The organism is Mesorhizobium sp. WSM3859 (assembly GCF_002295065.1).
In the GTDB taxonomy this organism is placed as follows: Bacteria; Pseudomonadota; Alphaproteobacteria; order Rhizobiales; family Rhizobiaceae; genus Mesorhizobium.
Genome location: NZ_NSGG01000002.1, coordinates 181,153 through 207,877 on the forward strand (window position 1 = coordinate 181,153; position 26,725 = coordinate 207,877).

Sequence of the window (26,725 nt, forward strand, 5' to 3'; positions counted from 1 at the left end):
TCCTAACATATTAGCTTCAATGCAAGTGTGGTTAACAAGCCGTCGGAACCGCCCGTGATGGCAGGCAAGCAGAAAGCCCGCCGCAAAGGCGGCAGGCTTCCCGACGGGCCGGAGGTTCTCGTCAACGCACCACCAGCCGTGGCGGCGATGCGGTAGGAGATGCCGCAGAGCCTCACGGCCGGTACCGGCACTCCCGACCAGGGCTGTCTTGCAGCATATGTCAGCGACGCGAAATCATCAGGCAGAGCGTCCTGAGATCCTTGTCGTAGGTTCCTTCGCTGGAGAGCACGTCGGCGCAACGCTTCTTCATGCGCATCAATTTCGCACCGGACATCTGAGTCACGGCGTTCTTCATCGAGGGCGCTTCAGGGGCTCCTAGCGTGCTAGGGGTGCCAGGCGTGCTAGGCGTGCTCAGTGTAGAGAACCTTTCCACGCCGACGCCCGCGTCGTCACCACTCCCGAGGCTAAGGTTCGTGTTGGCGCCATTGCCGACATTTGCACCCGCACTGGCGTTGATGTCGTCGCCGACGTTAGCGCCGAGACCCGCATTGATGCCGGTTGAACCGCCGATCGACGCCGTGGCGTTTGCGTCGGCGCCATTCGAGCCGCCTATCGATGCGGCCGCGTCGGCGTTCACGCCGTTCGACCCGCCAACCGAGGCGCCAAGACCGGCATTGACGCCGCTGCCACCACCGACAGAGGCGCCGGCGCCAGCGTTGACGCCGCCGGACCCGCCGACCGATGCTCCAACGCCAAGGCTTGCAGCATTTGCAGGCATGGCCAAAATGGCGATAATCGCGCTGCAAGTAAGGGCTTTATGCAATTCCCGAATGATACTTGGCATGACACTCTCCCTCTTAGACAGAATATGCTGCACTGCATCACACAGGCACTGCGTTCTTTGATTAACGCCGTGCGCATACATATCTACGCCGATATCCATGCCTCAGTTTCAAGCCTGGCTTTTAATGATATTTTTTAGTTTCTTGTTGCTATACCGAATTGTTAAATCAATCTTCGACTTTTATTCGATATTTAATCATGTAGAGCAAGCAGTAAACACTTCCCGCACCGAGCGTCATTCGCAACGAAACCGCAGCAGAAATGTGCGGGTTCCCGGAGCTATGCTTCAGGCGTAGGCGCGGCCTTCTTCGGAGCGCTGGAACAGCATCAGGTCGAGCGACACCGACGGCCGGCCGAGCACCGTCAGCACCATATGCGCGTGGCCGCGATGATGGGTCTGGTGGTTGAAGAAATGGCTGAGCGCGGGCGAAAGCCGCTGCGAGACGGTGCGCATGTCGACGGTCATGTAGGAGAAGCGGCCGGCAATCGCCTTGTCGCCCATGCCGCTCACCCAGTCGACGATCCTCCTGTCCTCGGCCTCGCGCGCCAGCTTCAGGGCGGGCAAGGCCCGGTACAGGATGGCGGCGGTGTTGGACGGCGCATCGCCCTCGCCGGTGAAGCGCTTCATCCAGACGCGGTCGACGGCAAGCAGATGGTTGAGCGTGCCAAGCATCGAGCCGAAGAAGGCCCCGACGTCGCGGCCGAGTTCCTCCTCGCCGAGATCGGCGGCGGCATCGTAGAGACGGCCGTTGGCCCATTGATTATAGGCCGCAAACATCATGAAATGCTGCTTCATTCTTCCCACCCGGCTCATCACGAATCCGGGCTCTTCGTAACCCGCAGCAACGGACCCGCCAATGACCATTCTGCTTTATGACCTCGTCGGCCATGATGTCGGCCGCCCGTTCAGCCCGCATTGCTGGAAGATCAAGATGGCATTGGCCCATAAGGGGCTGACCGCGACCAAGGTGCCGACGCGCTTCCTCGAAGTGCCCAAGGTGGAAGGCGGCGTGTCGAAGACGGTGCCGGTGATCCGCGACGGCGAGCGCGTGGTTGCCGATTCCTTCGCCATAGCGCTCTATCTCGACGAAGCCTATCCGGATCGGCCGACGCTATTCGGCGGCGAAGGCGGCAAGGCGATGGCGCGCTTCATCGAACGCTGGTCGCAGCTGACCATCCACCCTTATGTCGCGACGGTAGCGCTGACCGGTCTGCATGCCATGCAAGACGAGGCGAACGCCGCCTATTTCCGCGAAAGCCGCGAGCAGCGCTACGGCAAGCGGCTGGAAGAGGTCGTGGCCAACCGCGATGCCGGGCTCGCGGCCTTCCGCGCCGCGCTGCAGCCGCTGCGCTCGACGCTCACCCACCAGCCTTTCATCGGCGGCGAGGCGCCGCTGTTTGCCGACTACATCGTGTTCGGGGCTCTGCAATGGGGCCGCATCGCCTCGCCTTTCCAACTGCTTGACGACAGCGACAGCATCGCCCGCTGGTTCGAGCGCTGCCTCGACCTGCATGGCGGGATCGGCCGGCAGGTCGCGGCGGCGGCGTGAAGGCCGGTGATCTCCCCCCTTATCCTTACCGACCAACCTGACGCAGATCGGGTCGCCTTTCTCCATGCGGGCGCACTGCCACTCCGGACCGAAGCCGAAATTCCGCTGCCCGCGTTGTGGAAAGAACAGCAGGACGAAGACGATCCCGGCGAGAACCATGGCCATGAACAGGATGCCGGCAACATCGCCGCGTCTGAAATAAGGCCAGTTCATCGCCTCGGGCTCCGCTGCCGCAACGCCCCGGATTTCCGTGCGAAGCATGTTCGCAGCCGTCTAATTATCCCGCAAAGAGCCCGCCTTGACCAGAAGCCGCCTCCCCTTGGCAAGCCGCCGGGTGGCTTGTATAGAGCCCGCCACTCCAATTTCCATTCCCAAGAACAAGGACGACCCTATGGCGATCGAACGCACCTTCTCCATGATCAAGCCGGACGCGACCAGGCGCAACCTGACAGGCGCCATCACCAAGATGCTGGAGGACGCCGGCCTGCGCGTCGTCGCATCGCGCCGCGTGTGGATGAGCCGCCGCGAGGCCGAAGGTTTCTACGCCGTCCACAAGGATCGCCCGTTCTTCGGCGAGCTAGTGGAATTCATGTCGTCGGCGCCGACCATCGTGCAGGTCCTGGAAGGCGAGAGCGCCATCGCCCGGAATCGCGAAGTGATGGGCGCAACCAACCCGGCCAATGCCGCCGAGGGCACCATCCGCAAGGTGCATGCGCTGTCGATCGGCGAGAATTCGGTGCATGGCTCGGACGCGCCGGAAACCGCCGCGCAGGAGATCAAGTACTGGTTCTCGGACACCGAGATCGTCGGCTGATCTATCTGACACGATCCCGAACGGAAAACCGCTTCGTGGAATCGCTCTGAAATCTGCCGAAAACAAAGGCGGCCCAATGGGCCGCCTTTTTAACATGGGTGAATGCGCCGTGGGCAGATCAACCTATGGTAGCCCGCTCTAGCGATAGAGTGTTCACTCGCCCCCGCGAACCTCTGTCGCGCTTCCGTAGCACAACGGAGGACGCGATGATTGGTCCCCATGTTTCCAAGAGCGGCGTTGCCTATCCGGACGATCTTGTCCTGCTGAAGCGCATCTATGATCAGGTCTGCGAGGAACGCGGTATTGCCCGCGGCAGCTCCGAGGCATCGGACCTGGCGATTGAGGCCATGAAACTCTTTTCCGCCGGTATCTTCGACGAAGGAACGATCGGAAGACGTCTGCGCGGCGGCTGATCGAGGATCCCAGGATCAGTCCCCGTCGCCGTAGCGGATGACCTCGACCTTCTCCCTCGTGATCAGGCAGCTCTTCTCACTTGTCAGCGCCTTGATCGCGGGGATAAGCGCATCGATCTTCTCCGGCGCATCGACGATCTCGACGACGATGGGCAGATCCTGCGACAGGCGCAGGATTTTGGCGGTGTGCAGCACGCTGGAGCGACCGAAGCCGAGCGGCCCCCGCAGCACGGTGGCGCCGGCCATGCCGGTCTCGCGCGCCTTGATGACGATCGCCTCATGCAGCGGCTTGCCGTCGGCCGCCCTGTCATCCTCGCCGAAGAATATCCTGAGCAGCGCGCATTGCGCGGGAAGTTCCATGTTTTCCTCCCTGGTTGGCTGTTGGCCTGGTTACCCATTGGCCTGACTGCCTTTTGGCAAGCGGTTGAACCTCGATGCCATGAGATAGCCCAGCCAGGCGGCGGCGAGCGACAGCACGACCACACTGATGAGATAGGTCGCGGCCAGCCGTAAGTCGCCCTCGAGGAGCAGGATGAAGGTGTCGAGGCTCATCGCGGAAAACGTGGTGAGGCCGCCGCAGAAGCCCGCCATGACGAAATTGCGGGTGGCGGGACCGACCATCAGGCGGCCGTCCGGCCCGGTCAGCGTGGCGAAGGCCATGATGATCCACGAGCCGACGACATTGACGAAAGCGGTCGACCATAAAGCGTTCAGGCCGAGCTGCGAGACGATGACATAGCCCGACAGGAAGCGGACCAGCGAGCCGATCGCCGCGCCGCAGCCGACCGCCAGATAAAGCCGCATTGCCGCCTGTCTGTCCGTCATCGTTCAGCCCGCCGTCCCCGTTGCGGGACCAGTCGCCCAGACAACAGCCCAGAAGCCGAGGGCGACGAACAGCACGCACAGAACCGACGAAGCGACGACGTTGAAGACCGCGAGCCGGCCCTCCCCGTCGAGCGCCAGGTTGAGCGTCTGCAGGCAGAAGGACGACACGGTGGTGTAGCCGCCGAAAAGCCCGACGACGATCAGGTCGCGCACGAGATCGCTGGCGAAGACGCCGCCCACCGCCCGCGCGGCACCGGCGAAGGCGCCGATGGCAAGGGCGCCGGAGACGTTGACCGCCAGCGTGCCCCAGGGAAAGGTCTCGCCGACGCCGCGGCCGATCACGCCGGACAGGAAAAAACGGGAAACGCCGCCAAGGAAACCGCCGATCAGGACCAGGGCGCAGGCCGCAAAGGTCATCGCTTTCATGCCTTTCCAAACGCGATTCCGCACCGGAATCACCTCACGAAATCAGGCATGATGCGAGCGGGAAAAACAAATCCTGCCGCGCAAGAGCACGCCTGGCAGGAGTCATCAGCCCAAAAGGGCGGTTTCGGGGGAACCCCATCCCCATTTTCCGGCGAACCTAGGCGGTCGCGGCGGCGCGGTCAATCGGGGCCGCTAGCTGAAAGACGGTTAGGCCGCGTTCCTTCGCGCCCCCCTCTGGCCTGCCGGCCATCTCCCCCACTTGGGGGGAGATTGGCAGCCGTGGCGCCGAACTCAATCCTGCAACGCTGGAGATTGGCGAAAGCCGGCGCGACATTCGATCTCCCCCCTCGTGGGGGAGATGTCCGGCAGGACAGAGGGGGGCGCTGTCCCGCCAGCGTCTGAGGGTGACGTTACTTTGCTTGGCGCTCCTTCACATTCGCGTGGGCGTTCGCCGCTTCGGTGTCGGTGGCCGGCGTCTGGGTATCGGCGCCGGCGAACGGGCTGCCCTGTCCAGGCGCAAGGTCGCCGCTATGGCCGGCCTTGTTGGTCTGGAAGGGCTGGCTGTCGGGGCTGAGGCCATGCTGCGTGGCGTTGAACAGATGGTCGTCCGCACGGGCAAGACCGGCGAAGGCAATCAGCGATATGCTTGTGGCTGCGAGAATGAGCGTGTGCTTCTTCATATCTGGTCTCCATTGAGTGCCAGATCGATCCCGCGCATTCGGTCTGGCGGTTTGAGTGAAGGGACGTCTGTCCCTTTGCCTGCCCGCCATCTGCATAAGTCAACGCCTGGCGCCGCCGATTTATTCCGGCAAGCACGATGTCCAGAGTGAAAAGTCGCGGCCGTCCAGCTGGCGCCCGACGTCAGCGCGGCATTTTCACCAACACCGTCTGGGGCTTGCCGGCCAGCGGATCGACCCGGTGGCTTGTGTCGGTGATGAACATCAGCCGCTCGCCGACGATGATGCGCGCCTGCAGCGCGTAGGTCCGGCCCTTCTGGATCGCCTTGGGGTCGAAACCGATGTCGAATTTGATCGGCACCTGGCCGGTGGGCGCGATCCTGCGCTTGGCGATCACGATTGCCGGCGCATCGGCCAGGGAGACGTCGGCGAGCTCGACCACCAGCACGGCGTCAGGCGGCAGGGCGATACGCTCGCGATAGGTCACCTCGCCCGCTATGGTCTTCTCGCCGGCCTTGGTCACTTGCGGCACGGCGAGCACGCCGACGACCAGCGGCACCAGCCCGAAGATGAAGAATTCCGCGATGCGGTCCAGCATGAGATTGCACGCCCAAGCAAATCAGACCCGATTGGCAAGCTTGGGAAGGATTGCGGTCGTTCGATGGCCGAACGGGAGTTTTTTCTGATGCATGTCGTGCCCCAGAACCGCTGCACACTTCCAGGCGACATGCACTATTCGCCCTGTTTCTTCCAGCGGTCCGCCGCTTGATCGTCGGCTTCCTTGGCCTCGACCCAGCCGCCCTCGGAGCCGTCGGCAAGATGTTCCTTCTTCCAGAAGGGCGCGCGCGACTTCAGATAGTCCATCAGGAAATTCGCCGCCTCGAAGGCCGCCCGCCGGTGCAACGAGGCCGCGACCACCAGCACGATGTTTTCGCCCGGCACTATCTTGCCGTGGCGATGGATGACGGTGAGTCCCTGCAGCGGCCAGCGTTCGACGGCTTCAGCCGCGATGCGGCCGATCTCGGCCTCGGCCATGCCGGGATAGTGCTCGAGCTCGAGCGCCGATAGCGCGCCCTGCTCGTCGCGGCAAAGGCCGGAGAAGGTGACCACGGCGCCGATATCGGTCCGACCCTTGGTCAGGCCGGCGATCTCGGCGGCTACGTCGAAATCCTGGCGCTGGATGCGGATGGCGGGCACGACGGCGCCGGCCATGTCAGCCTCCGGTCATCGGAGGAAACAGCGCGATCTCGCGCGCACCGGCGATCTTCTCGCGGTGGCCGACATGTTCCTGGTTGATGGCGACGCGGATGACATCGGGGTATTGCAGCGCGTTCTCATATTGCTCGCCGCGTGACTTCAGCCAGCGCAGCAGGTCGGCGACGGTCTCGATGCCGGAAGGCAGTTCGACGTCCTCTTCCGGCTTGCCGATCCGCTCGCGTACCCAGGCGAAATAGATGAGCTTCGTCGACATTGTCTTCACTCGTCCATGATGTGCTTGAGGCCGGCGCGGAAGTAATCATAGCCGGTGTAAAGTGTCACGAGCGCAGCGATCCACAGCAGCACGAGGCCGATCTGGGTGGTCAGCGGAAAGATCTTGTCGCCAGCCGGACCGACCAGCAGGAAGGCGATGGCGACCATCTGGATGGTCGTCTTCCACTTGGCGAGCTGGGTCACCGGCACCGACACTTTCAGGGCGGCCAGATATTCGCGCAGTCCCGAAACCAGGATCTCGCGGCAGAGGATGATGATCGCCGCCCACAGCGACCACCCGGCGATGCCGCCATGGCGGTCGGTGTCGGCGGCAAGCAGGAGCAGGCAGGTCGCGACCAGCAATTTGTCGGCGATCGGATCGAGCATCTTGCCGATGTTGGAAGTCTGCTGCCAGGCGCGGGCGAAATAGCCGTCAAAGTAATCGGTGATCGAGGCGAGCAGGAAAATGACCAGCGCCGACCAGCGGGCGAAGTCGGACGACTTCAGATGGCCCTCGAGAAAAAAGCACAGCACGACCAGCGGCACCGCGACGATGCGGGCGTAGGTGAGGATGTTCGGCAGGTTGAACGCGCGTTGTGCCATATCGTCTCGGGAAATCTCCGCCGCCAGAGGTACTCAAATCAGAAGCCAATGTAGGGGGTCAACAGCCGAGATTCGATTGGACAGGGAAAAATGGCGTGAGGGGGGCACAGTGAAGCGCCTCTCTCGGCTCCCGGATTCTCCCTCAGAGGTCGAGGATCGGCAGCATCGATGTCGGCTTTCCTGCGACGTTGGGGATTGGCGAAGCCCAGGCAACTTCGTCATCCACGGGCGGAGCGGGAGCGAAGCGGACGCGCAGACCCGAGGATCCATTCCGTGACCTGGCGCGAAGAGCGGAGACGGTGCAGAACAGAGGCCGTTCTGGACCGCCGCAAAGCTCGTAAGTCACGGAATGGATCCTCGGGTCTGCGCCGCGTCGCTTCGCTCCTTGCTCCGCCCGTGGATGACGATGGGACGGGCGTCTGGGCCAATCGCCAAGGTACAGTATTCCTCGACATGCTGACACCGTCGCCAAACTTTCGTGCCCGCCCCTCAGCTCTCGTGAAAATGATTGTAGACCAGCTTTGCCACATGCTCGGAAATGCCGTCGACCTTGATCAGGTCCTCGACCGCGGCGCGGCTGACCGCCTTGGCGGTGCCGAAGGCGAGCAGCAGGGCGCGCTTGCGGCCGGGGCCGATGCCTGCGATCTCGTCGAGCGGGCTTTTCACCATCTCCTTCTTGCGGCGGGCCCGGTGCGAGCCGATGGCGAAGCGGTGCACCTCGTCGCGCAGACGCTGGACAAAATAGAGCACCGGGTCGCGCACCGGCAGCATGAAGCTTTCCCTGCCTTTGACGAAGAAGCGCTCGCGGCCGGCATCGCGGTCCGGACCCTTGGCGATGCCTATTGCCGTTACCCGGTCCTCGACGCCGAGGTCGGCAAGGATCTGGCGCACCGCCGTCATCTGGCCCTGGCCGCCGTCGATCAGGATGACGTCGGGCCAGGCCGGGAAGCCGCCATTTCCGGCGACCAGGTCCTCGTCACCGGTGTCGTCCGCGGTTGCGCCGGGCTGCTCGTCGCCATGCTCCTTGAGCAGCCGCGAAAAACGCCGCTGCATCACCTCGCGCATCATGCCGAAATCGTCGCCCGGCGTGATCTCGGTCGAGCGGATGTTGAATTTCCGGTACTGGTTCTTCACGAAACCTTCCGGCCCCGCGACAACCATGGCGCCGACCGCATTGGTGCCCATGATGTGCGAGTTGTCGTAGACCTCGATGCGCACCGGCGGTTTTGCCAAGCCGAAGGTCTCGGCGAATCCCTGCAGCAGTCGCGCCTGCGTCGAGGTCTCGGCCAGCCTGCGGCCGAGCGCCTCGCGGGCGTTCTGCAGCGCGTGATCGGTCAAATCCTTCTTCTCGCCGCGCTGCGGCACCAAGATCGTAATCTTGCGGCCGGCGTGGGTGGACAGCGCCTCGGCGAGCAGTTCCTGTTCCTGCGCGGTCTGGGACAGCAGCAGCGTGCGCGCCGGCAGCTTGTCGTCATAGAATTGCGCCAGGAACGAGCCCAGCACCTCGGCCGGCTCCAGCGCCGGATCGGCCTTGGGGAAATAGGCGCGGTTGCCCCAGTTCTGGCCGGTGCGGAAGAAGAACACCTGGATGCAGGTCTGGCCGCCTTCCTGGTGGATGGCGAAGACGTCGGCCTCCTCCACCGTCTGCGGGTTGATGCCCTGATGCGCCTGCACATGCGAGAGCGCGGCAAGGCGGTCGCGGTAGATGGCGGCGCGCTCGAAATCGAGCTCTGCTGAGGCCTGCTGCATGGCGGCCGAGATCTCGGTCTTCACCTTCTGGCTGCGGCCGGAGAGGAAATCCTTGGCTTCCGCGACCAACTCGGCATAGCCCTCATGCGAGATCTCGCCGGTGCAGGGACCGGCGCAGCGCTTGATCTGGTAGAGCAGGCAGGGCCGCGTGCGGTTTTCGTAGAAGGAGTTGGTGCAGCTTCTGAGCAGGAAGGCGCGCTGCAGCGAATTGATGGTGCGGCCGACCGCGCCGGCCGAGGCGAAGGGGCCGAAATAGTCGCCCTTGCGCGAGCGCGCGCCGCGATGCTTGTAGATGCCGGGCGAGACATGGTCGCCCGTCAAGAGGATATACGGGAACGACTTGTCGTCCCGCATCAGCACGTTGAAGCGAGGCCTCAGCCGCTTGATGAGGTTCGCCTCAAGCAGCAGCGCTTCGATCTCGGTGCGGGTGACGACGAATTCCATCGTCGCCGTCTCGCGCACCATGCGGCCGATGCGGGCGGTGTGGAACCGCCCCTGCGCATAGTTGGTGACACGCTTCTTCAAGCTGCGCGCCTTGCCGACATAGAGCACGTCGCCGGCGGCGTTCATCATGCGATAGACGCCGGGTTGGTTGGGCAGCCGCTTGACGAAGGTCTGGATCACCTCGGCGCCGACCATGCCGTCGGCATCGCCGGCATGCGGCGTCCAGTCGATGGCCGTGAAGGCGACATCGGGGCCGGTCGGGATCGACTCCGGTTCGACGATCTCCTCTGCCGCCTGGTCCTCGACGTCGAGATCGACATCGGGCGGCAGGTCGTCGGCGGCGCCGTTGCCTCTGTGTTTTTGGGCTGTGGGACTCATTCCACCATGCCTGTCACATCGGGCGTCTGCCACGCAAGATGCTGGCCGCCGTCCAGCGCGATCATTTGGCCGGTCACCGAGCGCGCCTGCCAGAGATAGCGGATCGTCGCGCCGAATTCGGGCAATTGCGGGCCGCGCTTCAGGATCAGGCCCTCGACCTGTTTGCCGAAATCGTCGTCGTCCTGGCGCTTGTTCTTCAGTGTCGGGCCGGGACCTATAGCGTTGACGCGAATGCGCGGCCCGAGCGCCTGCGCCAGCATCTCGGTTTGCGTCCACAGCGCCGATTTCGACAGCGCATAGGAGAAATAGCGCGGCGTCGGCCGCCAGACGCGCTGGTCGATCATGTTGACGATCAGCCCCTCCTCGCCTTGCGGCAGCGCGCGGGCGAAATTCTGCGCCAAAAGCGCGGGCGCCTTCACGTGGATGGCGAAATGGCGGTCCCAGGCCTGCCAGTCGAAATCCTCGACCCGATCGTCGACGAACAGAGAAGCGTTGTTGACCAGTAGCGTCACAGGGCCGAGCGCCGCCTCGGATCTGCCGACGAGATCGCCGACCGCATCCATGTCGGTGAGGTCGGCGGCGACAACGGCGGCGCGGCCGCCCTCGGCCGTGATCTTCCCCGCCAGCGCATCGGCCTCGGCGCTCGACCGGTTGGCATGGATGGCGACGGCGAAGCCATTGGCGGCGAGATCCTCGACGATCGCCTTGCCGATCCGCCTTGCTCCACCCGTCACCAGCGCGACGGTCGTGGGTTGTTTCATGGTGTCAATCCTCAATCGGCTTCACGATTCCGGGAAGCCGGCACAATATGACGGGCCAAGCGTTAAATGCCATTTCCACCTGGGGCAGGAATGTGGCGAAGCGGCCCGGATGCGCTTCCGCCCCGCCGGATTCGGGGCGCCATTCCGGGCAATATATGTCGCTGCACCCCTTGAACCAAGCGATGTGCAGCGCAACATGATTAGCCTGCTGACATTCGCTGTTGCGAAGATGCAACGTCAAGGTTCGGCCTCATTCGCGCCGGGAGATGACCCAAGTTCAGGTTCGCTTCAGCCGCATTTCAGCACGACATTCGGAACCGTTAAACGCCAGGCTCGTTTATCCCCCCGGACGGGCCGGGGCGTTTCATGAACAACCAAGCCTAAGTGTCTTGTGGCTTAAGGAGTATAACAATGAAGACCAATCTTAAATTCGCGCCGCTTGCCGCCGCGCTCGGGCTGTTCGCCTTTGCTGGTACCGCTTTTGCGGCCGACGTCGTTTCCGAGGAGCCGCCGGCTCCCGCTCCGGTTGCCGAGCTTCCGGTTGCTTCCTGGGCCGGCCCCTATGCCGGTATCAGCCTCGGCTACGGCTTCAGCGGCCATGCCGATGCCCGCGATGCAGGCGTCAACGTGAAGACCAAGGGCTTCATCGGCGGCGTCTTCGGCGGCTACCAGTGGCAGCAGGAGAACTTCGTCTACGGCGCTGAAGCCGATCTCGGCTACAACGGCGTCAAGGGCGACAGCGCCGGCATCAACGCCAAGGGCGGCCTGGAAGGGTCGTTGCGCGCTCGCCTCGGCTATGCCGTGACCCCGGAAATCCTGCTCTATGGCACGGGCGGTCTTGCCGCCAAGAACCAGAAGATCACGGATAGCGTCACCTCCACCGACGAGAGCAAGGGAATGCTCGGCTGGACGGCTGGCGTCGGTTCCGACATCAAGATCACCGACAATGTGTTCGGCCGTGTCGAGTACCGCTACACCGACTACGGTGACAAGGACTTCGGCGCCCTCGGCAACGTCAAGTCGAAGGACAACCGCGTCACCTTCGGCGTCGGTATGAAGTTCTAAGTCGTAAAAGCCACGACACGGAAAAGCCGGGCCTTGCGCCCGGCTTTTTTGTTGGCGGCGAAACCGACAAGAGTTGTGCCGCCCCTCAGTCAGCCCTCATGTCGACCTCTTCAGCGTTTTGGCCTTTGCCTTCGACGGCAGTGTCTCGACGAAAGCCAGCGCGCGATCGAGCCAGCCGGCGAGATCGGCATCGCTCGCCGTGCCTTCGGGCGCGACGTGGAGGTAGCCTTCCATCGAGCGCCCGCCCATTTCCATCGGACGCGCATGAGGAAGCGCCGCGGCGGCGGCATGCGCATCCTTGCCGACACGCACGAGGAGCCCGCGCTTCGAGGTGCCGATCAGCATGTTGCCGTTGATCATGAAGCAGGTGCCGCCGAACATTTTCTGCTCGGTGAAGTCGCGCTTGCCGAGGGCGGCGCGCAAGCGCTCGACCATCGGATCGGGCGCGACGCTGGTTGCGGGCTTTGCCATGCTCACCACCTCCGCGATCTGGGTGACATCAGGCAAGCATGGAAGCGGGTGGGCGTTCAAGTGCGGCCTCTCCTTCTCCCCTTGTGGGAGAAGGTGGCCGAGCGAAGCTCGGACGGATGAGGGGTGCTCCAGCTTGACGCAGACTTTCGTCAGCGATGGATACCGCCAAGTTCACCAGCGCCTCGCCCCGTCCAACACCCCTCATCCGTCTCGGCGCTATCGCGCCGATCCACCTTCTCCCACAAGGGGAGAAGGAAAAGGCGCTCTCACCCCGGCACGCTCGCTTTCAGTTCCGGAAATTTCTCATCAAACCTTGCGGCCCAGCGGATCAGGCGACTGCGGCCCTTCTCCCATTGGCCCGAAAAGCGCAGCGCGAGATAGCCGAGGGTGGCGCGCAGCGCCATGTGGCCGGCGGTGATCTTCTTCGGCAGCTTGGGCGGGTCGGCGTTGATGAGGTCGAGCGCGGTGGTGATCTTGCCCCACTGGCGGTCGAGCCAGGGCTGATAGACCATCTCTTCCGGCCGCGTGCGCCGCTCATAGACCATCGACAGCGCGCAGTCGCAGATGCCGTCGGCCAGCGCCTCGAGGACTTCCGCCTCGAGCCGCTTGTCGGGATTGCGCGGGAACAGCGCGTTCTTCGACAGCCGGTTGAGATGCTGGGTGATGGCGCGGCTATCATGGATCGAGCGGCCATCCTCCAGCACCAGCACCGGGATCTTGCCGAGCGGATTGGCCGAGATCAGTTCGGCGGGCTTGTCCTCCGTCTTGACCGGCACGAGATCGATGGCGATGCCGGCATAGACGGCCGCCATGCGGACCTTCGAGCTGTAGGGGGACGTGGAAGCATAGAGCAGTTTCGGCATGATCGATTTCCCGGTTGTCCGTCGCACTGTTGACCGAATGGAACCTCCAGGGCAACGGCCCAGCAAAGCTGATCCGGATTAGCCACGTCCTGCCGGCGCGGACGCGGCAACAAAAAAGCCCCCGGAAAGTTTTGCCTGACGGCAAATTCCGAGAGCTTTAGGAGGAGCGTCCGCTCCGACTCCGCTCGCTCAGACACCGAATTGGCGAGAGGGGTGCCTGAATGGCACCCGCCCTCACCCGTTGCGATTCGCCAAGCGAAGCTACGCGATTACTTCTTGGCGGCCGGCTTCTTCGCCGGAGCTGCCTTCTTCACGGCTGCCGGAGCCTTGGCCGCGGCGGCCTTCATCGGAGCCTTGGCGGCGGGCTTGGCTGCGGCCTTCGCTGCCGGCTTCTTGGCGGCGGGCTTTGCTGCTGCCTTGGCGGCGGGCTTGGCCGCTGCCTTCGCCGCCGGCTTCGCTGCTGCCTTGGCCGGAGCCTTGGCGGCTGCCTTCGGTGCTGCCTTCTTCACTGCTGCAGGTTTCGCGGCAGCCTTAGCTGCCGGCTTCTTTGCCGGCGCTTTCGCCGCCGGCGCCTTGGTTGTGGTCTTTGCCATGCGATGCCCCTTGCGTTTTGCCTAAGGTCGTGAGTGACCCGGCATGCTCATGCATATCTGACTCGCGACTGTCTAGCCAGCGAAGCAACACAATGATTTTCAGTTATTGAATTTTGGTTACACGAAGATGCATCTCATCGAAAAATTGTGAGCGAATCTTTCACTTTCGAAGTGACGGCCCGGCGCACAGATTTTCGCGCGGCTTCTATCACCCGATGATCCATCCATCCGCAGCATAACCTTATATCGTAATGTGAGCAGAGTGCTCACAATAGAGAACGCGCTGCAGAACACCGGCTTCATCTTGTCCAGCGAAAACATCTACAGATGAACCGACCGTGCGAGACGGTCAAAGCTTACGCGTTTGAAAGTGAGCTTCAAGCTCATATTCTGGCCCACCACCAATCCCGGTCGACTTGCGTTCGCCCCGCAGCCGGCGCGCCGGCTCGACCCGGTGCAGGTGCACGGCGTAGGTATCCCAGGGCGGCGAGGCCGCGATCCCGGCCAGCATGCGGCCGACCTCGCCGCGATGGTAACCGCCGTGCAGGACGACATGGGTCAGCATCTCCTGCCTCGTCATGCAGCCCTTGTCGCCGTCGGTGAAGGTGAAGGCGATCGGCTCGGCAAGTGCCTGCTCCGAAATAGTTTCGAGATAGTCGAGATACCAGCGATCGACCTCGGCCAGGGCGGCGCGCAGCGCGCGCGGCTCGGGTGTGTCCGGCGTATTGTCGCTCGCATAGCCGTGGGCCACGCCGCTCAGATGCGCGGCAAAAATCCGCGAAACGACATGGATGTGGTTCATCAGGCGGATGGCGGCGTGTCGCTCTCCGGCGCCGTGAGACGGATGCAATCCGGCAAGCGTCTCCACGAGCTCATCATTCGCCCAGGCCTGGTAGGCAAGCAGGCTCTTCAGCAAGGTCTTGGCACTCATCTATGCGGCCCATTTGCGTTGGTGAAATGAATGTGAGTATCCTCTTCATATTCTCGGGAGACGGGCCAGCATGTCTACTCGCATTGCAAAGCCGGCCGCGCGCATGCGCAAGCAGCCGCGCCAGGCACGTTCGATCGCCACCGTCGAGTCAATCATCGAAGCCGGTGCTCATGTTCTGAGCGAACTCGGCTGGGCCGGCTTCTCCACCAACAAGGTGGCTGAGGCCGCGGGCGTCAGCATCGGCTCGCTCTATCAATATTTTCCCGACAAGCTTGCTCTGGTCGAGGCAATCCGGCGCCGTCACTTCGATCATGTGCTGTCGGTGATCAGCCAAGCGGCGGCTGACCAGAAGCCGCTGAGGCAGTTCGCGCGCGAGCTGGTGCGCGGCATGATCGGCGCACACTCGATCCATCCGACGCTGCACCAGGTGCTGCTCGACGAGGCCCCCGGCGACCGCGGCTCGCGCGCCGCGCACGCCTCGTTCCAGGCGCGCTATCTCGAACATTACGCGACGGCCGTCGCGCAGTACCGCAAGCGCCGCAAGGATACCGAGACGATGGCGCGCGTGCTCTCCTCGGCGGTCGAGGGCGTGATACACAACGCGGCGCGCCGCAACATGCTGGAAGCGCCGGAATTGCAGAAGCAGCTCGTCGAGCTGATCGCGGCCTATCTGTCAGGTAGCCGGGCTACTTGACCTGTCAGGTCGCCGGGCTACCTGACCTTTCGGGCGCCAAGGCAGCCTGAGACAGCGACGGTGGACGAGGCTGGCTCCGGCTCGCGTACCGCCACGCCACTTCGCCCGGTCGCCGGCACTGCAAACTAATTTCGTATCGCCTGTCGATTCCGCCGATCCCCGTTCGTCGTATCATCGCAACCAACCAACGAAGGACAACATTCCGATGCGTTTCATGATGCTGATGATCCCCGGCGGCTACGCGACCGCGGCTCCCGAGGTCAGGCCCGAGGCGGAAGCCGTGGCGACGATGATGAAATACAATGAAGAGCTGAAGCGGGCCGGCGTCCTGCTCGCGCTCGACGGGCTGCATCCGCCGTCCTCGGGCGCACGGGTCTCCTTCAAGGGGGGCAAGCCGACGGTGACCGACGGCCCGTTCGCCGAGGTCAAGGAAGTGCTTGGCGGCTACTGGGTGATCGACGTGCGCTCGCCCGAGGAAGCCGTCGAATGGGCGCGGCGCTGTCCGGCCGGAGAGAACGACGTCATCGAGGTCCGGCGCGTTTTTGAGATGACCGATTTTCCCGAGGACGTCCAGAAGGTCGTCGACGGATTCGACGAGCTGAAGGGTTGAACGCCACGGCGGCGATCGAAGCGGTCTGGCGGATAGAACAACCAAAGCTAGCCGCCAGGCTCACCCGCTATTTGCGCGATGTCGGGCTGGCCGAAGAGGTGGTGCAGGAAGCTTTCGTGCTGGCGCTGGAACGCTGGCCCGGGGAAGGCATTCCACACAATCCGGCCGCCTGGCTGACCCGGACCGCCACCAACCGGGCGCTCGACCGGCTGCGCCGAACCGTGCTGATCGACGGCAAGCATCGCCAGCTAGCCGTCGACCTCGCCGAACTGGAGCGCGAGATGCCCGACATCGAGGCGGCGCTGGACGAGGACATAGACGACGATCTGTTGCGGCTGATCTTCACCGCCTGCCATCCGGTGCTGCCGGCCGAACAGCGCGCGGCGCTTGCGCTCAGGATGCTGGGAGGGCTATCTACGCCTCAGATCGCGCGCGCCTTCCTGGCGCCGGAGGCGACCGTCGCCCAGCGCATCGTGCGTGCCAAAAGAACGCTGCGCGAAGCCGGCATCGCCTTCGAGACGCCGCGCGGGCAGGAACGGCGCGAGCGCCTCGGCGCCGTGCTGGAAGTGATCTACCTGATCTTCAACGAAGGCTATGTCGCTTCCGCCGGACCGGACTGGCTGCGCACGGATCTCTGCGGCGAGGCCATGTGCCTCGGCCGCCTGCTGGCGGCGCTGATGCCTGAGCAGCCCGAGGTGATCGCACTGCTTTCCCTGATGGAGCTCAGCGCCTCGCGCTTTGGCGCCCGCATCGACGCAGCGGGCAACCCTGTCCTTCTGCTCGACCAGGACCGCAGCCGCTGGGACTGGTCGCTGATCCGGCGCGGCCTCGATGGGCTGAACCGCGCGATGGCGCTGACGCCGACACCTGGCCCCTATCAGCTGCAAGCGATGATCGCCGCCTGCCATGCGCGCGCCGTGAGCGCCGCCGACACCGACTGGATCGCCATCGCCGCATACTACCAGGCGCTTGCGCTTGCAGCGCCCTCGCCCATCGTCGAGGTCCACCGGGCGGTCGCTGCCGGCATGGCGTTCGGACCGGCGCAAGGGCTGGCGATCGCCGACGCGCTGCGCGACGAACCTCGGCTCAAGGATATGCATCTGTTGCCCACGGTGCGCGGCGACCTTCTGGCGAAGCTCGGACGGATGGACGAGGCCCGCGCCGAATTCCGCCGCGCCGCCGGGCTGACCGGCAATGAGCGGGAACGGGCGCTGTTGCTTGCGCGGGCTGGTGGTGGAGAAGCCAATCCAGGATAGGCCGGCGAGACAGCGCCTACCTCAGCTGTCCATCAGTTGCCATTGAACCGGCGTCTCTCAGCGCGTGGCGACCACGGCCACGCCGGCGCCGATCATCACGCCACCGGCGGCGCGGTTCACGCGGCGCACGATCGCTGATGTGCGCAAGAGGCCGCGGGCTCGGCCGGCGAGCAGGACATGTCCACCGATGACCACGGCCTCGACGAGCAGGATCACCGTCGCCAACACGCCAAGATCGCTTGTGTTGAGCGACGCTCCCACCACGTTGGGCAGCAGCGCGACATAGAACAGCGGCATCTTCGGATTGCCGAGGTTGAGCGCGATGCCGGTGGCGAAGGTCGCCAGCAAGCCGGACCGGTTCGATACCGGCTGCGATGCCGGGACCACGGGGACGGCGGTCCACAACCTGATGCCCATCCAGATCAGATAGGCCGCGCCGCCATAGCGAAGCACGGTCATGACGACCGCCATCTTGGCGGCGACGATCGACAGCCCGAAGGTCGCGAGCACCAGAAAGATCAGGATGCCGACCACCGTCCCGGCTCCATAGGCGATGCCCGACGCAGCACCGCTGGAGATCGTGCGGGCGACGATCGTCATATTGTCCGGGCCGGGGCTGGCGGCAAACACGAAGAATGCGGCCGCAAAGGCAAGCAGCGTCGTAATATCCATGCCCGTCAGCGGCGCCTCAGCGCAGCACGCGGCAGCGGCCGTTATAGACCAGCCAGCGGTCGAAGCCGGAGACGCAGAACTCGACATTGTCGCCGATCGAGGCAAAGCCCTGGCCTTCCTCGATCAGGTAGAAGATCGATCGATCGCGACCGTCCGAAAGGTTGACCGTAGCGCGGCAATAGTGGCGGCCGATCGGCCATTCGTCGCTCGCCGGCTCGTAGCGATGCTGGCGGATGTCGCGGAAATCGGTGATCGCGACATCCGGCAGATGCGGCACGTGATGCACCTGATAGGAGAAGCGGTCGGTGATCCTGCTCAGCACCCAGCTTTCGCCGCAGACGCTGCCGTCGTCGCCAGTGTAGACGGAAAGGTCGGCGGCCTGCGCCGCCTGGGTGAAGCCCAGCGGAGCGGCGAAGGGAGTGGACAGCGCAACCAGCGCGGCAAGAGCGGAATGGGCGAAGCGAGTCATGACAGCCTCTCAGGGTCGGTTGTACACACTGTGCGGATTCGCTTGGCGGCGGTCAAGCGGGTGGCGAAACAATGGTTTCCGCAAAGCTTCGTTCCGGAAGTCGGCGGCAAATCAGACCGTGCCGGCAAGCAGCAGGCCGCCGATGACGGCAATGTTGATCAGGAACGCGTTGCGCAGCACCTGGCGCTCCGGCTCGGCGCTCGCCCAGAAGCGCAGCAGCATGAGGTTCGTCGCCAGGGTGAAGAGGACCAGCGCGACGGCGGCGAAGGGCCGGGCCATGCCAACGGCAAGCAGGAAACCCGCGATGATCTCGACCGCCGAACCGGCGGCCAGCATGAGCGCCGGAGCCGGAATTTTCTGCGCGGCCAGATAGTCGCGCATCGCCCCGAATTTGAGGAAATGCTCGATGCCCGCGAAGACGAACACGCCGCCGATGAGGAGAGCGCCGAGCGCTTGAATAGTCTGCACAGGCATGGCGGCCCTCTCTCGACGACTTGTGTGGCTCCGTTCAGTCCTCGGGGACGAAGGCCGGATTGTAGACGACCTCCCACAGGTGATCGTCGGGATCCTGGAAGTAGCCGGCATAGCCGCCCCAGAAGGTTTTCTGCGCCGGCTTGACCACGCGCGCGCCAGCCTTGACGGCCTGCGTCATCACCGCGTCGACCTCGGCCTCGCTGCCGACATTGTGGCCGATGGTCAATTCGGTCGGGCTGCGGCCGCTTTGCGGCACCGTGGCATCCCAGGCGATGCTGGCGCGCTCGTAGATGGCGAATTTCAGGCCGCCGGCGAGGTCGAAGAAGGCGACGGCGCCATGCTCGAATTCGCGGCCGATGATGCCTTCGGTCGGCAGGCCGAGGCCGTCGCGATAGAATTTGAGCGACGCTTCCAGATCGTCGACGCCGAGCGTCAATACGGTGATGCGAGCTTTCATTTCTCTCACTCCTTTCTATATTCGTGACCACGGTCGCAAACGGATGCGGTCTGATGCGAGCGCATGAAGCACCGTGAGGTTCCATCCGTTTTGTCATGGATGACGTGGCCGGCCTTGAAGATTTCGGCCAAAATGACCGTCGCACCGATCCGGCAACCCTGCTGGAGCAGATCGGAGAAGAGATGGAACCGGTCCTGGCACAGACAACCGGCTTCTTTCGGGAGCGGCCCGCCGCCGGCGGGCTGGCCGATGCGTTCTCCGCTGTCTGGGTCCATCGCATGGACGAACGCGGCGTTCCGCCCATCGTCGTCACGCCGGACGCGACGATCGATCTGCAATGGATCGACGGCCGCTTCCGCGTGGCTGGGCCGGACAAGGAGCCACAGATCGAGACACCTGCCGCGGGCGCGGTGATCGTCGGCTTCCGCTTCCGGCCGGGCGCGGCCGCGGGATGGCTCGGCGTGCCGGCCGGCGAAATCGTCGGCGGGCGGCTTGATCTCGGCGAATTGTGGGGCACACGCAGCCGCGAGCTTTCAGACCGTATCGGAGCGACGTCCAACCTCGCCGATCTGGTTCGGCGCCTGGAAGAGACGATTGGCGCGCACACGGAAGGACGCGCTGCGCTCGACCGGCAGATGGGCCGGGCCTTCGACGTCATCGACGAAGGTTTCCCACCAGAAACGCCACTGGTTCCGTTCCTGCAACGCCAGTTGCATATGAGCGAGCGGACGCTGCGCCGGCGTTTCGAGGACGCTTTCGGCTATGGCCCGAAGACGCTCGACCGCATCCTGCGCTTCCGCCGGTTCCGGCGCCTGCAACGACAAACGGCCGATACCTCGACCGCGCTGCTCGCCATCGAGGCCGGCTATGCCGACCAAGCGCATCTGATCCGTGAAAGCCGGCGGCTGACCGGCGTGACGCCCTCCGCGCTGGCGTAGGGAAACGCAGGCACCTTACTCGCCGGCCAGCCAATCGGAGGTCCAGCGCGACGGCTGCCGGACGGCGAGCACCTTGTGCAGGGCGGGCAACAGGACCTTCAATTCGCCTTCCAGCGTATAGGGCGGATTGACCACCACCAGCCCGCTGCCGTCGAGGCTGGGCTCGTCCGAGCCGGGCCGAATCTCGAAGGCAATGTCGAGCAGCTTTGGAATGCCGGTCTCCTTCAGCGCCGCGCGGAAGGCTGTGACCGCCCTGCGATCCTTGATTGGATACCAGAGCGCATAGATGCCGCCCGGCCAGCGCCGGTGCGCCTTGCGCAGGCCATCGACCAGACGGGAGAACTCGCCTTCCTCCTCGAAGGGCGGATCGATGAGGACCAAGCCGCGCTTTTCCTTCGGCGGCAGTTGCGCGCCCAGCGCCAGCCAGCCGTCGAGCTCGATCACCCTTGTCTGGAAATCGCCGGCGAAAACCGATTTGAGCCGCACGGCATCCTGCGGGTGCAGCTCGACCGCCGTCAGGCGGTCCTGGTTGCGCAGGAGATGGCGAACGATCAGCGGCGAGCCGGGATAGTGCTTGAGGCCGCCGTCGGGATTTTGCGCTCGAACCGCTTCCAGATAGGGCTGAAGCAGCGCCGCCGCCTGCGGCTCGAGCGTCGCCTCGGCCAGCCGGCCGATGCCGCCCTGCCACTCGCCGGTCTTGCCGGCCTCGACCGAGGCAAGATCATAGCGGCCAATGCCGGCATGGGTGTCGATGACGCGAAAGGCCTTGTCCTTCTGCTTGAGGTACTCGACGAGGAGCGCGAGCACGGCATGCTTGACGACATCGGCGAAATTGCCGGCGTGGTAGGCGTGGCGATAATTCATGCCGGACTCACTCTAGAGAGCATGATGTCGTCCGAAAACCGCTTCACACTTTTCCGCATCATGCTCGTGGCGAACCGTTGCGGCCCCAGCGCGGCGGTGGCGGCTGCGAATTGGGATTCTGCGGATGGCCTCCGCCACCGCGGCCAAAAGCCAGCGACAGCACCAGTCCGGCAAGGCCGACGCCCATCAGCGTATAGCCGGCCGGCTCGGCGCGTTCGTCGATCGAGCCGGTACCGGCGCGCAGGATGAGATCGACCGCGCGCATGTCGATGCCCTCGGCATCGCCCGGGCCGACGGTGAAGACGTAAGGACCGGGCGTGATCCTGTCGATGACGCCGGCCTCGTCGCGAAAGATCTTGTCGGGCAGTTGCGGGCTGACCTGGCGCGGATTGTCGGTGTGATTGAAGGAGAGCGTCGAGGCCAGCGCCGTGCGGCCGCCGCTCGCCGCGGTCAGCGTCAGCACCGTGCGCTGCTGGCCGGCGATGCGCTCTGCCCGCGCGGTCAAGTCGACCAGCACCCGCACCGGCGCATCGCTTGCGGCAAGCTGCACGGTGGCCGGCCGGAAGCGGCCGCCCTCATAAACGCGGTAAGTGCCGATGGCGTGGCCGGAAAAATTGCTCATCGCCCAGGGATAGAAGATGCCGATGGCGGCGCCGGCGATGAGGAGAAGGACAAAGAGGAAGCGCATTCAAACCCTTGGCTGGTTTCTTCGGTCGGCAGCCATTCTTATTAAAGCGTTTCACCGTTTCGCGGAAACGGCAAACCGCTCTATCTCCTTGTTTTAACGCAATTCCGGACGGAAAACCGCTCACACTTTTCCTGGAATTGCCCTAACGGCTTTCTTCTCGGGCAGCTTCGCGGACCCGCTCCATCTCGTCCAGAAACATTTCCAGGCCAAGCTCGAATGTCTTGTTGAAATCCGCGGCGCCGAAATAGGCCCCGGCCTTCACAACGCTCGGATAGTCGCGCGCCAGTTCCTCGTCGCTGACGGTGGTGACCGCCGAAGGTCCTTTGGCGTAGCCAGCCGTCTCGTCGAGGATCGCGCCCATCAGATAGTAGCCGGCGGCGCGGAACAGGCGAGCGCTGAGCTCTGGCCCGAAGCCGCCATCCTCGAACAGGCCGATGATGGCGTTGAGCTTGGCAAGGCAAGGCGGCGAGTTCATGCGGTAGACGACGATGAAAGGCGCAAAGGCCGGGTGCTCGGTGGCGACACGGCGGAACTCCTGCATGCCGACGCGGGCCCGTTCGCGCCAGGGCAGGCTGTCGTCGGGAATGACAAGCCCGCTCATCTGCCGGTCGACCAGCGCCTCGTAGAGATGCGCCTGCGAGGGAAAGTGGTGATAGATGCTCATCGCCTCGCAGCCGAGCCTGGCGGCGAGCTTGCGCATCGAAAAGCCGGACAGCCCTTCCCGCTCGATCACCTCGAAGGCGGCATCCTCGATCATCTCGCGGGAGAGCTTTCCGCGGGGTCGCTTTTTTTTGCTCGGTGCATCCATGGCGGCGCTTGACAACTTACACTGTAAGGTTCATCGTCCACATACCTTACATCGTAAGGCTAACAAAAACCAGAGGAGAACATCATGTCAGTCGTTCGCATCGTCTCAACCGTACGTTCCTGTCTTCGTTCCGCCTCGCTCATCGCCGCCGCGGGCCTGTTTGCCGCAACGCTCGCTTCCGCGCCCGCCCGGGCCGATGATTACGACGCGACGCTGAAGGACATCCAGTCGACGATGGGCGGCGTGCCGACCTTCGTGAAACAATTCCCGAAAGCCGGTCTGCCCGGCGCCTGGGCCGAGGTCAAGGCCATCGAACTCAGCGACAAGACGGCGCTGACGCCAAAGGAGAAGTCGCTGATCTCGCTGGCAGTCGCGGCGCAGATCCCCTGCAGCTACTGCATCTGGTCGGACACGCAGAACGCCAAGCACGCCGGAGCGACCGACGAGGAAATCCAGGAAGCCGTGGCCATGGCGGCGCTGACGCGCCACTGGAGCACCATCTTCAACGGCATGCAGGTCGATTTCGACCAGTTCAAGAAAGAGATGGGCGGAGAGTAAGGGTTCAGGCACAAGGTACCGAAGGTGAAAAAATGGCCTGCGGCGACGCGGGCCATTTTGTTGCCACGGTTTGCCGGCACCGGACGGAGGTCCAGCGTCAAGCCGTCCCGCCTTCTTGCGACAACAGAAAAAACCGTGGGAGCGGTCAAACAGCTATCGCTAAATTAACCAAGTTGCCATAATGAATTTGGGTGGGCGGCTGATCATGATTCGAACATAAGCGCCGCGCGCTTGAGGGATTTTACTTCATGCTGAAGGCTTATCGAGGCTTAAGCCGGCCCTGCCCCAACAACAATTTTCGCATTTCGATCAGGGCTCTGCCCTGTCTTTTTGTTTTGGGCGTATTGTTGGCAACTTCCGGTTGCCAATACTTCAACTTCGGTCAGTCGACCTCATTCAGCGTATCGCAAAGCGGCAACGCTGCCATGATCGACTTGAAACCAACCCGATCCGCCCAGACGGAGGGCCCGTCTCGCTCGGCGCCTGTGGTAAGGGTCAATCCTTATCTCGGGAATGCTGGATTTATTTGCGGCCCAAGCGGCTTTGGACAGCAATCGCATTGCTTCGCCAGAAGTGCCGGAGCGCTCGCCGAGAACATCTAGATACGGCGTGGCAATCTTCGATCCACGTTGCTTGGCGGCTTTAGGGATGACGCCGAGGCCTCTCCCGGCGTGTTGCCGCAATTCGATGAGTGCGGGACCGGTTACAAAGCTTTCCGGGGCAGCGTCTCACCGCTGACGATCCCTGTGCGCGCCCTCCTTGGTTAACCACTTGCAAAGGCATGAGATTAACGAAACGCTAATTTAGTTGACTACCCCCGACACAGGTATATCTTTGTATGTGTTGGGTGTGCAATTTGGGCGAGCAATCTGCGGTGGTGGCAACCGACTCGTGGATCGCGATTTAGGGGCGTAAGGGACGCTTAGCGGCGAAGACAAGCCGTAGAGCAACAAGCCCCGCGAACTCAGAAAATTATGACGCACATCAGTGCAGGCGGTTCTGCAATGCGGACGGAATCGCCTTTGTGACCTGGTCGGGCAGTGCCCCGTCCCGGAACGGTAGCGTGTGTGCGTACGAGGTTGCCATGAATAGGGTCATCAAAGTTCTGAAGCCGGTTCGATCGGGTCGAAAGAGCATCGATCGCGGCCGGGCCCTGGTCACCGGCGGAGCGGGATTCCTGGGTTCTCATTTGTGCGAGCGACTGCTTGCGGACGGCTATGAAGTCATCGCCCTGGACAATTTCCACACCGGCAAAAGATACAATCTAGCCGGCATCGCGCGCGACGCCGCCTTCACCTGCATCAACCACGACGTCGTCGATACGTTGCCGACGGATCTCGCCGTCGACGAGATCTACAACCTCGCCTGCCCGGCGTCCCCGCCTCACTATCAGGCCGATCCCATCCACACGTTCAAGACCAGCGTGCTCGGGGCAATCAACCTTCTGGAACTTGCCCGGCGCCACAACGCCAAGATATTCCAGGCTTCGACCTCCGAGGTCTACGGCGATCCGCTGGTGCATCCGCAGCCTGAAGCCTATTTCGGCAACGTCAACACGCACGGCCCGCGCGCCTGTTACGATGAAGGCAAGCGCTCGGCCGAAACGCTGTTCTTCGATTATTCGAGGACCTACGGCCTCGATATCCGGGTCGCGCGCATTTTCAACACCTATGGGCCGCGCATGCGGCCCGATGACGGTCGCGTGGTGTCCAATTTCATCGTGCAGGCACTGCGCGGGGACGACATCACCGTCTATGGCAGCGGCACGCAGACGCGCTCCTTCTGCTATGTCGACGACCTCATCGAAGGGTTTGTGCGGCTGATGCGGTTGCCGACCGCGCCGAACCATCCGGTCAACCTTGGAAACCCCGGCGAGTTCACCGTCATTGAACTGGCCGAGCTCGTCCTCGATTGCACCAATTCCCGCTCGCGGATCGTGCACAGGCCGCTGCCGGTCGACGATCCCCGGCAGCGCCGGCCCGATATCAGCTTCGCCGAGCAGCAGCTCGGCTGGAAGCCAAAGGTCGCACTGAGCGAGGGGTTGGCCTACACAGCCAGCTATTTCGAAGCCTTGCTGGGCCGCCGGCAGCCCGGGACGTCACGCGGCGACCATCTGTCCTCCGGCGAGGCTTTCGCGCTATGAGTGCCCGCCCCATCCTGGTGACGGGCGGCGCCGGCTTCATCGGCAGCCACACCTGCAAGCAGCTGGCGGCGGCCGGCTACCTGCCGGTGGTCTACGACAATCTCAGCCGCGGCAACCAGAAGGCTGTGGCCTGGGGTCCGCTGGTGGTCGGCGATATCCGCGACCGCGGCGCGCTCGAGCGAGCCATCGCCATCCACAGGCCGCAAGCGATCGTCCACTTCGCCGCGCTCGCCTATGTCGGCGAGTCGGTCAGCGACCCTGCGGACTATTATTCGGTCAATGTCGCCGGCACCATCGCCGTGCTCGAGGCCGCGCGGGCGAACGGCATCGGCAACATCATCTTCTCATCCAGCTGCGCGACCTATGGCATGCCCGAGGCGCTGCCCGTGCGCGAGACCTCGTCGCAGAACCCGATCAGCCCCTACGGCCGCAGCAAGCTGATGGGCGAACAGATCATCAGGGACCATGCCTCGGCCTACGGCACGAAATACGCGATCCTGCGCTACTTCAACGCCTGCGGCGCCGATCCCGAAGGCGAGCTTGGCGAATGGCATACGCCGGAAACTCATCTCATTCCCAGGGTGTTGATGGCGGCGTCCGGCATGATCGAGGCGATCGAGGTCTTCGGCACCGACTACCAGACCGCGGACGGCACCTGCGTGCGCGACTACATCCATGTCAGCGACCTCGCCCGGGCGCATCTCAAGGCCCTCGTGCATCTTGAGGCCGGCGGCAAAAGCCTTGCGGTCAACCTTGGTACTGGCTGCGGGGTCTCGATCAGGCAGATCATGGAGGCGGTCGAGCGGATCACATCGCGGCCGGTCCCGGTCATGTACAAGGCGCGCCGGCCTGGCGACCCGGCAGGGCTTTTCGCCGACCCCGGCCTTGCCCGCGAACAGCTGGGCTTCGTGGCGCAACTTTCCGACATCGACACCATCGTCAGGACGGCCGCACCCTTCTTCGGGCTCGGCCCGGCCCTGCGCGATTCCGGCGCTTCGGCCGCCATGCCGCGTGCATTGCGCGCGCCGCGCGGAGCAAACGCCAATCAGAAACGCCGGCCCGCAAGGCCGGCGGTCGGCCCTGTGAGTAACGTGTCGGGGCGTGGGCTCGCTGAGTTCGGCTAAGGCCGTCTCAGCGAGCCTCCATTCTTTGTTGCGGGTTGCCTGGGCGCAATCATGACGAGGGCCACGGCGAAACCGCCGAACCCAACGCGCTTTT

The 26,725-nt window shown here is 63.9% G+C and carries 36 protein-coding genes and 1 riboswitch; of the genes, 12 read left to right on the forward strand and 24 right to left on the reverse strand.

The window, feature by feature from the left end:
- Positions 1–220: 220 nt before the first annotated feature.
- Both CK230_RS04630 and CK230_RS04635 read right to left on the reverse strand, forming a co-directional pair.
- Positions 221–943 carry a hypothetical protein gene (locus tag CK230_RS04630; protein ID WP_245429824.1) on the reverse strand — a complete coding sequence of 241 codons (723 nt, stop codon included), beginning with the start codon at positions 941–943 and terminating at the stop codon, positions 221–223.
- Between the two features lie 186 nt (positions 944–1,129).
- On the reverse strand, positions 1,130–1,639 hold the full coding sequence (locus CK230_RS04635) for a DinB family protein (protein ID WP_095816019.1): 510 nt from the start codon (positions 1,637–1,639) through the stop codon (positions 1,130–1,132).
- Positions 1,640–1,700: 61 nt separating this feature from the next.
- On the opposite strand from CK230_RS04635, the gene CK230_RS04640 reads away from it, so the two are divergent.
- From CK230_RS04640 to CK230_RS04650, 3 genes are all read left to right on the forward strand, one after another.
- A complete protein-coding gene (locus CK230_RS04640; protein WP_095816020.1) occupies positions 1,701–2,393 on the forward strand; it encodes a glutathione S-transferase family protein in 693 nt (230 codons plus the stop codon).
- 391 nt (positions 2,394–2,784) lie between these two features.
- Complete coding sequence (gene ndk / locus CK230_RS04645; protein WP_095816021.1) at positions 2,785–3,207, forward strand: nucleoside-diphosphate kinase; 423 nt, start codon at positions 2,785–2,787, stop codon at positions 3,205–3,207.
- Positions 3,208–3,413: 206 nt separating this feature from the next.
- On the forward strand, positions 3,414–3,620 hold the full coding sequence (locus CK230_RS04650; protein WP_095816022.1) for a hypothetical protein: 207 nt from the start codon (positions 3,414–3,416) through the stop codon (positions 3,618–3,620).
- 15 nt (positions 3,621–3,635) lie between these two features.
- Here CK230_RS04650 and CK230_RS04655 read toward each other — a convergent pair whose 3' ends face one another.
- From CK230_RS04655 to CK230_RS32330, 11 genes are all read right to left on the reverse strand, one after another.
- Positions 3,636–3,980, reverse strand: coding sequence for a DUF190 domain-containing protein (locus tag CK230_RS04655; protein ID WP_095816023.1), 345 nt, complete (start codon positions 3,978–3,980; stop codon positions 3,636–3,638).
- A 30-nt stretch (positions 3,981–4,010) separates the two neighbouring features.
- Complete coding sequence (crcB, locus tag CK230_RS04660; RefSeq protein ID WP_095816024.1) at positions 4,011–4,445, reverse strand: fluoride efflux transporter CrcB; 435 nt, start codon at positions 4,443–4,445, stop codon at positions 4,011–4,013.
- Between the two features lie 3 nt (positions 4,446–4,448).
- The gene (gene crcB / locus CK230_RS04665) at positions 4,449–4,862 is read right to left on the reverse strand and encodes a fluoride efflux transporter CrcB (protein WP_095816424.1); all 414 of its coding nucleotides are present in this window, start codon (positions 4,860–4,862) and stop codon (positions 4,449–4,451) included.
- Between the two features lie 98 nt (positions 4,863–4,960).
- A riboswitch (Fluoride riboswitch) is annotated at positions 4,961–5,023 on the reverse strand.
- Positions 5,024–5,281: 258 nt separating this feature from the next.
- A complete protein-coding gene (locus CK230_RS04670) occupies positions 5,282–5,551 on the reverse strand; it encodes a hypothetical protein (protein WP_095816025.1) in 270 nt (89 codons plus the stop codon).
- 181 nt (positions 5,552–5,732) lie between these two features.
- Entirely contained in the window at positions 5,733–6,146 is a 414-nt protein-coding gene (locus CK230_RS04675) for a YbaY family lipoprotein (RefSeq protein ID WP_095816026.1), read from the reverse strand.
- A 134-nt stretch (positions 6,147–6,280) separates the two neighbouring features.
- Positions 6,281–6,760 carry a molybdenum cofactor biosynthesis protein MoaE gene (locus CK230_RS04680; RefSeq protein WP_095816027.1) on the reverse strand — a complete coding sequence of 160 codons (480 nt, stop codon included), beginning with the start codon at positions 6,758–6,760 and terminating at the stop codon, positions 6,281–6,283.
- A gap of 1 nt (position 6,761) precedes the next feature.
- The gene (gene moaD / locus CK230_RS04685; protein ID WP_095816425.1) at positions 6,762–7,019 is read right to left on the reverse strand and encodes a molybdopterin converting factor subunit 1; all 258 of its coding nucleotides are present in this window, start codon (positions 7,017–7,019) and stop codon (positions 6,762–6,764) included.
- A 5-nt stretch (positions 7,020–7,024) separates the two neighbouring features.
- Positions 7,025–7,621 carry a CDP-diacylglycerol--glycerol-3-phosphate 3-phosphatidyltransferase gene (gene pgsA / locus CK230_RS04690; RefSeq protein ID WP_095816028.1) on the reverse strand — a complete coding sequence of 199 codons (597 nt, stop codon included), beginning with the start codon at positions 7,619–7,621 and terminating at the stop codon, positions 7,025–7,027.
- A 489-nt stretch (positions 7,622–8,110) separates the two neighbouring features.
- Positions 8,111–10,192: an excinuclease ABC subunit UvrC gene (gene uvrC / locus CK230_RS04695; protein ID WP_095816029.1), complete on the reverse strand. Its 2,082-nt coding sequence runs from the start codon at positions 10,190–10,192 to the stop codon at positions 8,111–8,113.
- On the reverse strand, positions 10,189–10,953 hold the full coding sequence (locus CK230_RS04700; RefSeq protein ID WP_095816030.1) for an SDR family oxidoreductase: 765 nt from the start codon (positions 10,951–10,953) through the stop codon (positions 10,189–10,191). Before CK230_RS04700 ends, uvrC begins: the two co-directional genes overlap by 4 nt.
- Positions 10,954–10,957: 4 nt before the next feature.
- Positions 10,958–11,194 (reverse strand): hypothetical protein, encoded by a 237-nt coding sequence (locus CK230_RS32330; RefSeq protein WP_141245995.1) that lies wholly within the window; start codon positions 11,192–11,194, stop codon positions 10,958–10,960.
- Between the two features lie 170 nt (positions 11,195–11,364).
- Here CK230_RS32330 and CK230_RS04705 point away from each other — a divergent pair, with 170 nt between their 5' ends.
- Positions 11,365–12,018 carry an outer membrane protein gene (locus CK230_RS04705; RefSeq protein WP_095816031.1) on the forward strand — a complete coding sequence of 218 codons (654 nt, stop codon included), beginning with the start codon at positions 11,365–11,367 and terminating at the stop codon, positions 12,016–12,018.
- Positions 12,019–12,114: 96 nt separating this feature from the next.
- Here CK230_RS04705 and CK230_RS04710 read toward each other — a convergent pair whose 3' ends face one another.
- The 4 genes from CK230_RS04710 to CK230_RS04725 form a co-directional block, all read right to left on the reverse strand.
- On the reverse strand, positions 12,115–12,489 hold the full coding sequence (locus CK230_RS04710; RefSeq protein WP_176480013.1) for a TfoX/Sxy family protein: 375 nt from the start codon (positions 12,487–12,489) through the stop codon (positions 12,115–12,117).
- A 266-nt stretch (positions 12,490–12,755) separates the two neighbouring features.
- Positions 12,756–13,352 (reverse strand): glutathione S-transferase family protein, encoded by a 597-nt coding sequence (locus CK230_RS04715; RefSeq protein WP_095816032.1) that lies wholly within the window; start codon positions 13,350–13,352, stop codon positions 12,756–12,758.
- Between the two features lie 269 nt (positions 13,353–13,621).
- Positions 13,622–13,945 carry a hypothetical protein gene (locus tag CK230_RS04720; RefSeq protein ID WP_176480014.1) on the reverse strand — a complete coding sequence of 108 codons (324 nt, stop codon included), beginning with the start codon at positions 13,943–13,945 and terminating at the stop codon, positions 13,622–13,624.
- A 349-nt stretch (positions 13,946–14,294) separates the two neighbouring features.
- Entirely contained in the window at positions 14,295–14,876 is a 582-nt protein-coding gene (locus CK230_RS04725; RefSeq protein WP_095816033.1) for a DinB family protein, read from the reverse strand.
- 70 nt (positions 14,877–14,946) lie between these two features.
- Between CK230_RS04725 and CK230_RS04730 the strand changes: the two genes are divergently transcribed.
- The 3 genes from CK230_RS04730 (at position 14,947) to CK230_RS04740 (ending at position 17,436) form a co-directional block, all read left to right on the forward strand.
- The gene (locus CK230_RS04730; RefSeq protein WP_348629134.1) at positions 14,947–15,570 is read left to right on the forward strand and encodes a TetR/AcrR family transcriptional regulator; all 624 of its coding nucleotides are present in this window, start codon (positions 14,947–14,949) and stop codon (positions 15,568–15,570) included.
- A gap of 205 nt (positions 15,571–15,775) precedes the next feature.
- Entirely contained in the window at positions 15,776–16,180 is a 405-nt protein-coding gene (locus CK230_RS04735) for a YciI family protein (RefSeq protein WP_095816035.1), read from the forward strand.
- The gene (locus tag CK230_RS04740; protein WP_095816036.1) at positions 16,177–17,436 is read left to right on the forward strand and encodes an RNA polymerase sigma factor; all 1,260 of its coding nucleotides are present in this window, start codon (positions 16,177–16,179) and stop codon (positions 17,434–17,436) included. Before CK230_RS04735 ends, CK230_RS04740 begins: the two co-directional genes overlap by 4 nt.
- Positions 17,437–17,493: 57 nt before the next feature.
- On the opposite strand, the gene CK230_RS04745 is transcribed toward CK230_RS04740, so the two are convergent.
- The 4 genes from CK230_RS04745 to CK230_RS04760 all read right to left on the reverse strand — a co-directional run bounded on the left by CK230_RS04745 (position 17,494) and on the right by CK230_RS04760 (position 19,508).
- A complete protein-coding gene (locus CK230_RS04745; RefSeq protein WP_095816037.1) occupies positions 17,494–18,108 on the reverse strand; it encodes a LysE family translocator in 615 nt (204 codons plus the stop codon).
- A 16-nt stretch (positions 18,109–18,124) separates the two neighbouring features.
- Positions 18,125–18,577, reverse strand: a complete 453-nt coding sequence (locus tag CK230_RS04750) for a hypothetical protein (RefSeq protein WP_095816038.1) — start codon at positions 18,575–18,577, stop codon at positions 18,125–18,127.
- Between the two features lie 111 nt (positions 18,578–18,688).
- The gene (locus CK230_RS04755; RefSeq protein WP_095816039.1) at positions 18,689–19,051 is read right to left on the reverse strand and encodes a DoxX family protein; all 363 of its coding nucleotides are present in this window, start codon (positions 19,049–19,051) and stop codon (positions 18,689–18,691) included.
- 34 nt (positions 19,052–19,085) lie between these two features.
- Positions 19,086–19,508: a VOC family protein gene (locus CK230_RS04760; protein ID WP_095816040.1), complete on the reverse strand. Its 423-nt coding sequence runs from the start codon at positions 19,506–19,508 to the stop codon at positions 19,086–19,088.
- A gap of 182 nt (positions 19,509–19,690) precedes the next feature.
- On the opposite strand from CK230_RS04760, the gene CK230_RS04765 reads away from it, so the two are divergent.
- A complete protein-coding gene (locus CK230_RS04765) occupies positions 19,691–20,446 on the forward strand; it encodes an AraC family transcriptional regulator (protein ID WP_095816427.1) in 756 nt (251 codons plus the stop codon).
- Between the two features lie 15 nt (positions 20,447–20,461).
- Here CK230_RS04765 and CK230_RS04770 read toward each other — a convergent pair whose 3' ends face one another.
- The 3 genes from CK230_RS04770 to CK230_RS04780 form a co-directional block, all read right to left on the reverse strand.
- The gene (locus tag CK230_RS04770) at positions 20,462–21,310 is read right to left on the reverse strand and encodes a 23S rRNA (adenine(2030)-N(6))-methyltransferase RlmJ (protein WP_095816041.1); all 849 of its coding nucleotides are present in this window, start codon (positions 21,308–21,310) and stop codon (positions 20,462–20,464) included.
- A gap of 58 nt (positions 21,311–21,368) precedes the next feature.
- Positions 21,369–21,998 (reverse strand): hypothetical protein, encoded by a 630-nt coding sequence (locus tag CK230_RS04775; RefSeq protein WP_095816042.1) that lies wholly within the window; start codon positions 21,996–21,998, stop codon positions 21,369–21,371.
- A gap of 142 nt (positions 21,999–22,140) precedes the next feature.
- Positions 22,141–22,755, reverse strand: a complete 615-nt coding sequence (locus CK230_RS04780) for a TetR/AcrR family transcriptional regulator (RefSeq protein ID WP_245429825.1) — start codon at positions 22,753–22,755, stop codon at positions 22,141–22,143.
- Between the two features lie 135 nt (positions 22,756–22,890).
- Between CK230_RS04780 and CK230_RS04785 the strand changes: the two genes are divergently transcribed.
- The 4 genes from CK230_RS04785 to galE all read left to right on the forward strand — a co-directional run bounded on the left by CK230_RS04785 (position 22,891) and on the right by galE (position 26,631).
- Positions 22,891–23,364 (forward strand): carboxymuconolactone decarboxylase family protein, encoded by a 474-nt coding sequence (locus CK230_RS04785; protein WP_095816044.1) that lies wholly within the window; start codon positions 22,891–22,893, stop codon positions 23,362–23,364.
- 248 nt (positions 23,365–23,612) lie between these two features.
- Positions 23,613–23,966 carry a hypothetical protein gene (locus CK230_RS32335; RefSeq protein ID WP_141245996.1) on the forward strand — a complete coding sequence of 118 codons (354 nt, stop codon included), beginning with the start codon at positions 23,613–23,615 and terminating at the stop codon, positions 23,964–23,966.
- A gap of 482 nt (positions 23,967–24,448) precedes the next feature.
- On the forward strand, positions 24,449–25,507 hold the full coding sequence (locus tag CK230_RS04790; protein ID WP_095816045.1) for a UDP-glucuronic acid decarboxylase family protein: 1,059 nt from the start codon (positions 24,449–24,451) through the stop codon (positions 25,505–25,507).
- Entirely contained in the window at positions 25,504–26,631 is a 1,128-nt protein-coding gene (galE, locus tag CK230_RS04795) for a UDP-glucose 4-epimerase GalE (protein ID WP_095816046.1), read from the forward strand. Before CK230_RS04790 ends, galE begins: the two co-directional genes overlap by 4 nt.
- Positions 26,632–26,725 lie beyond the last annotated feature (94 nt).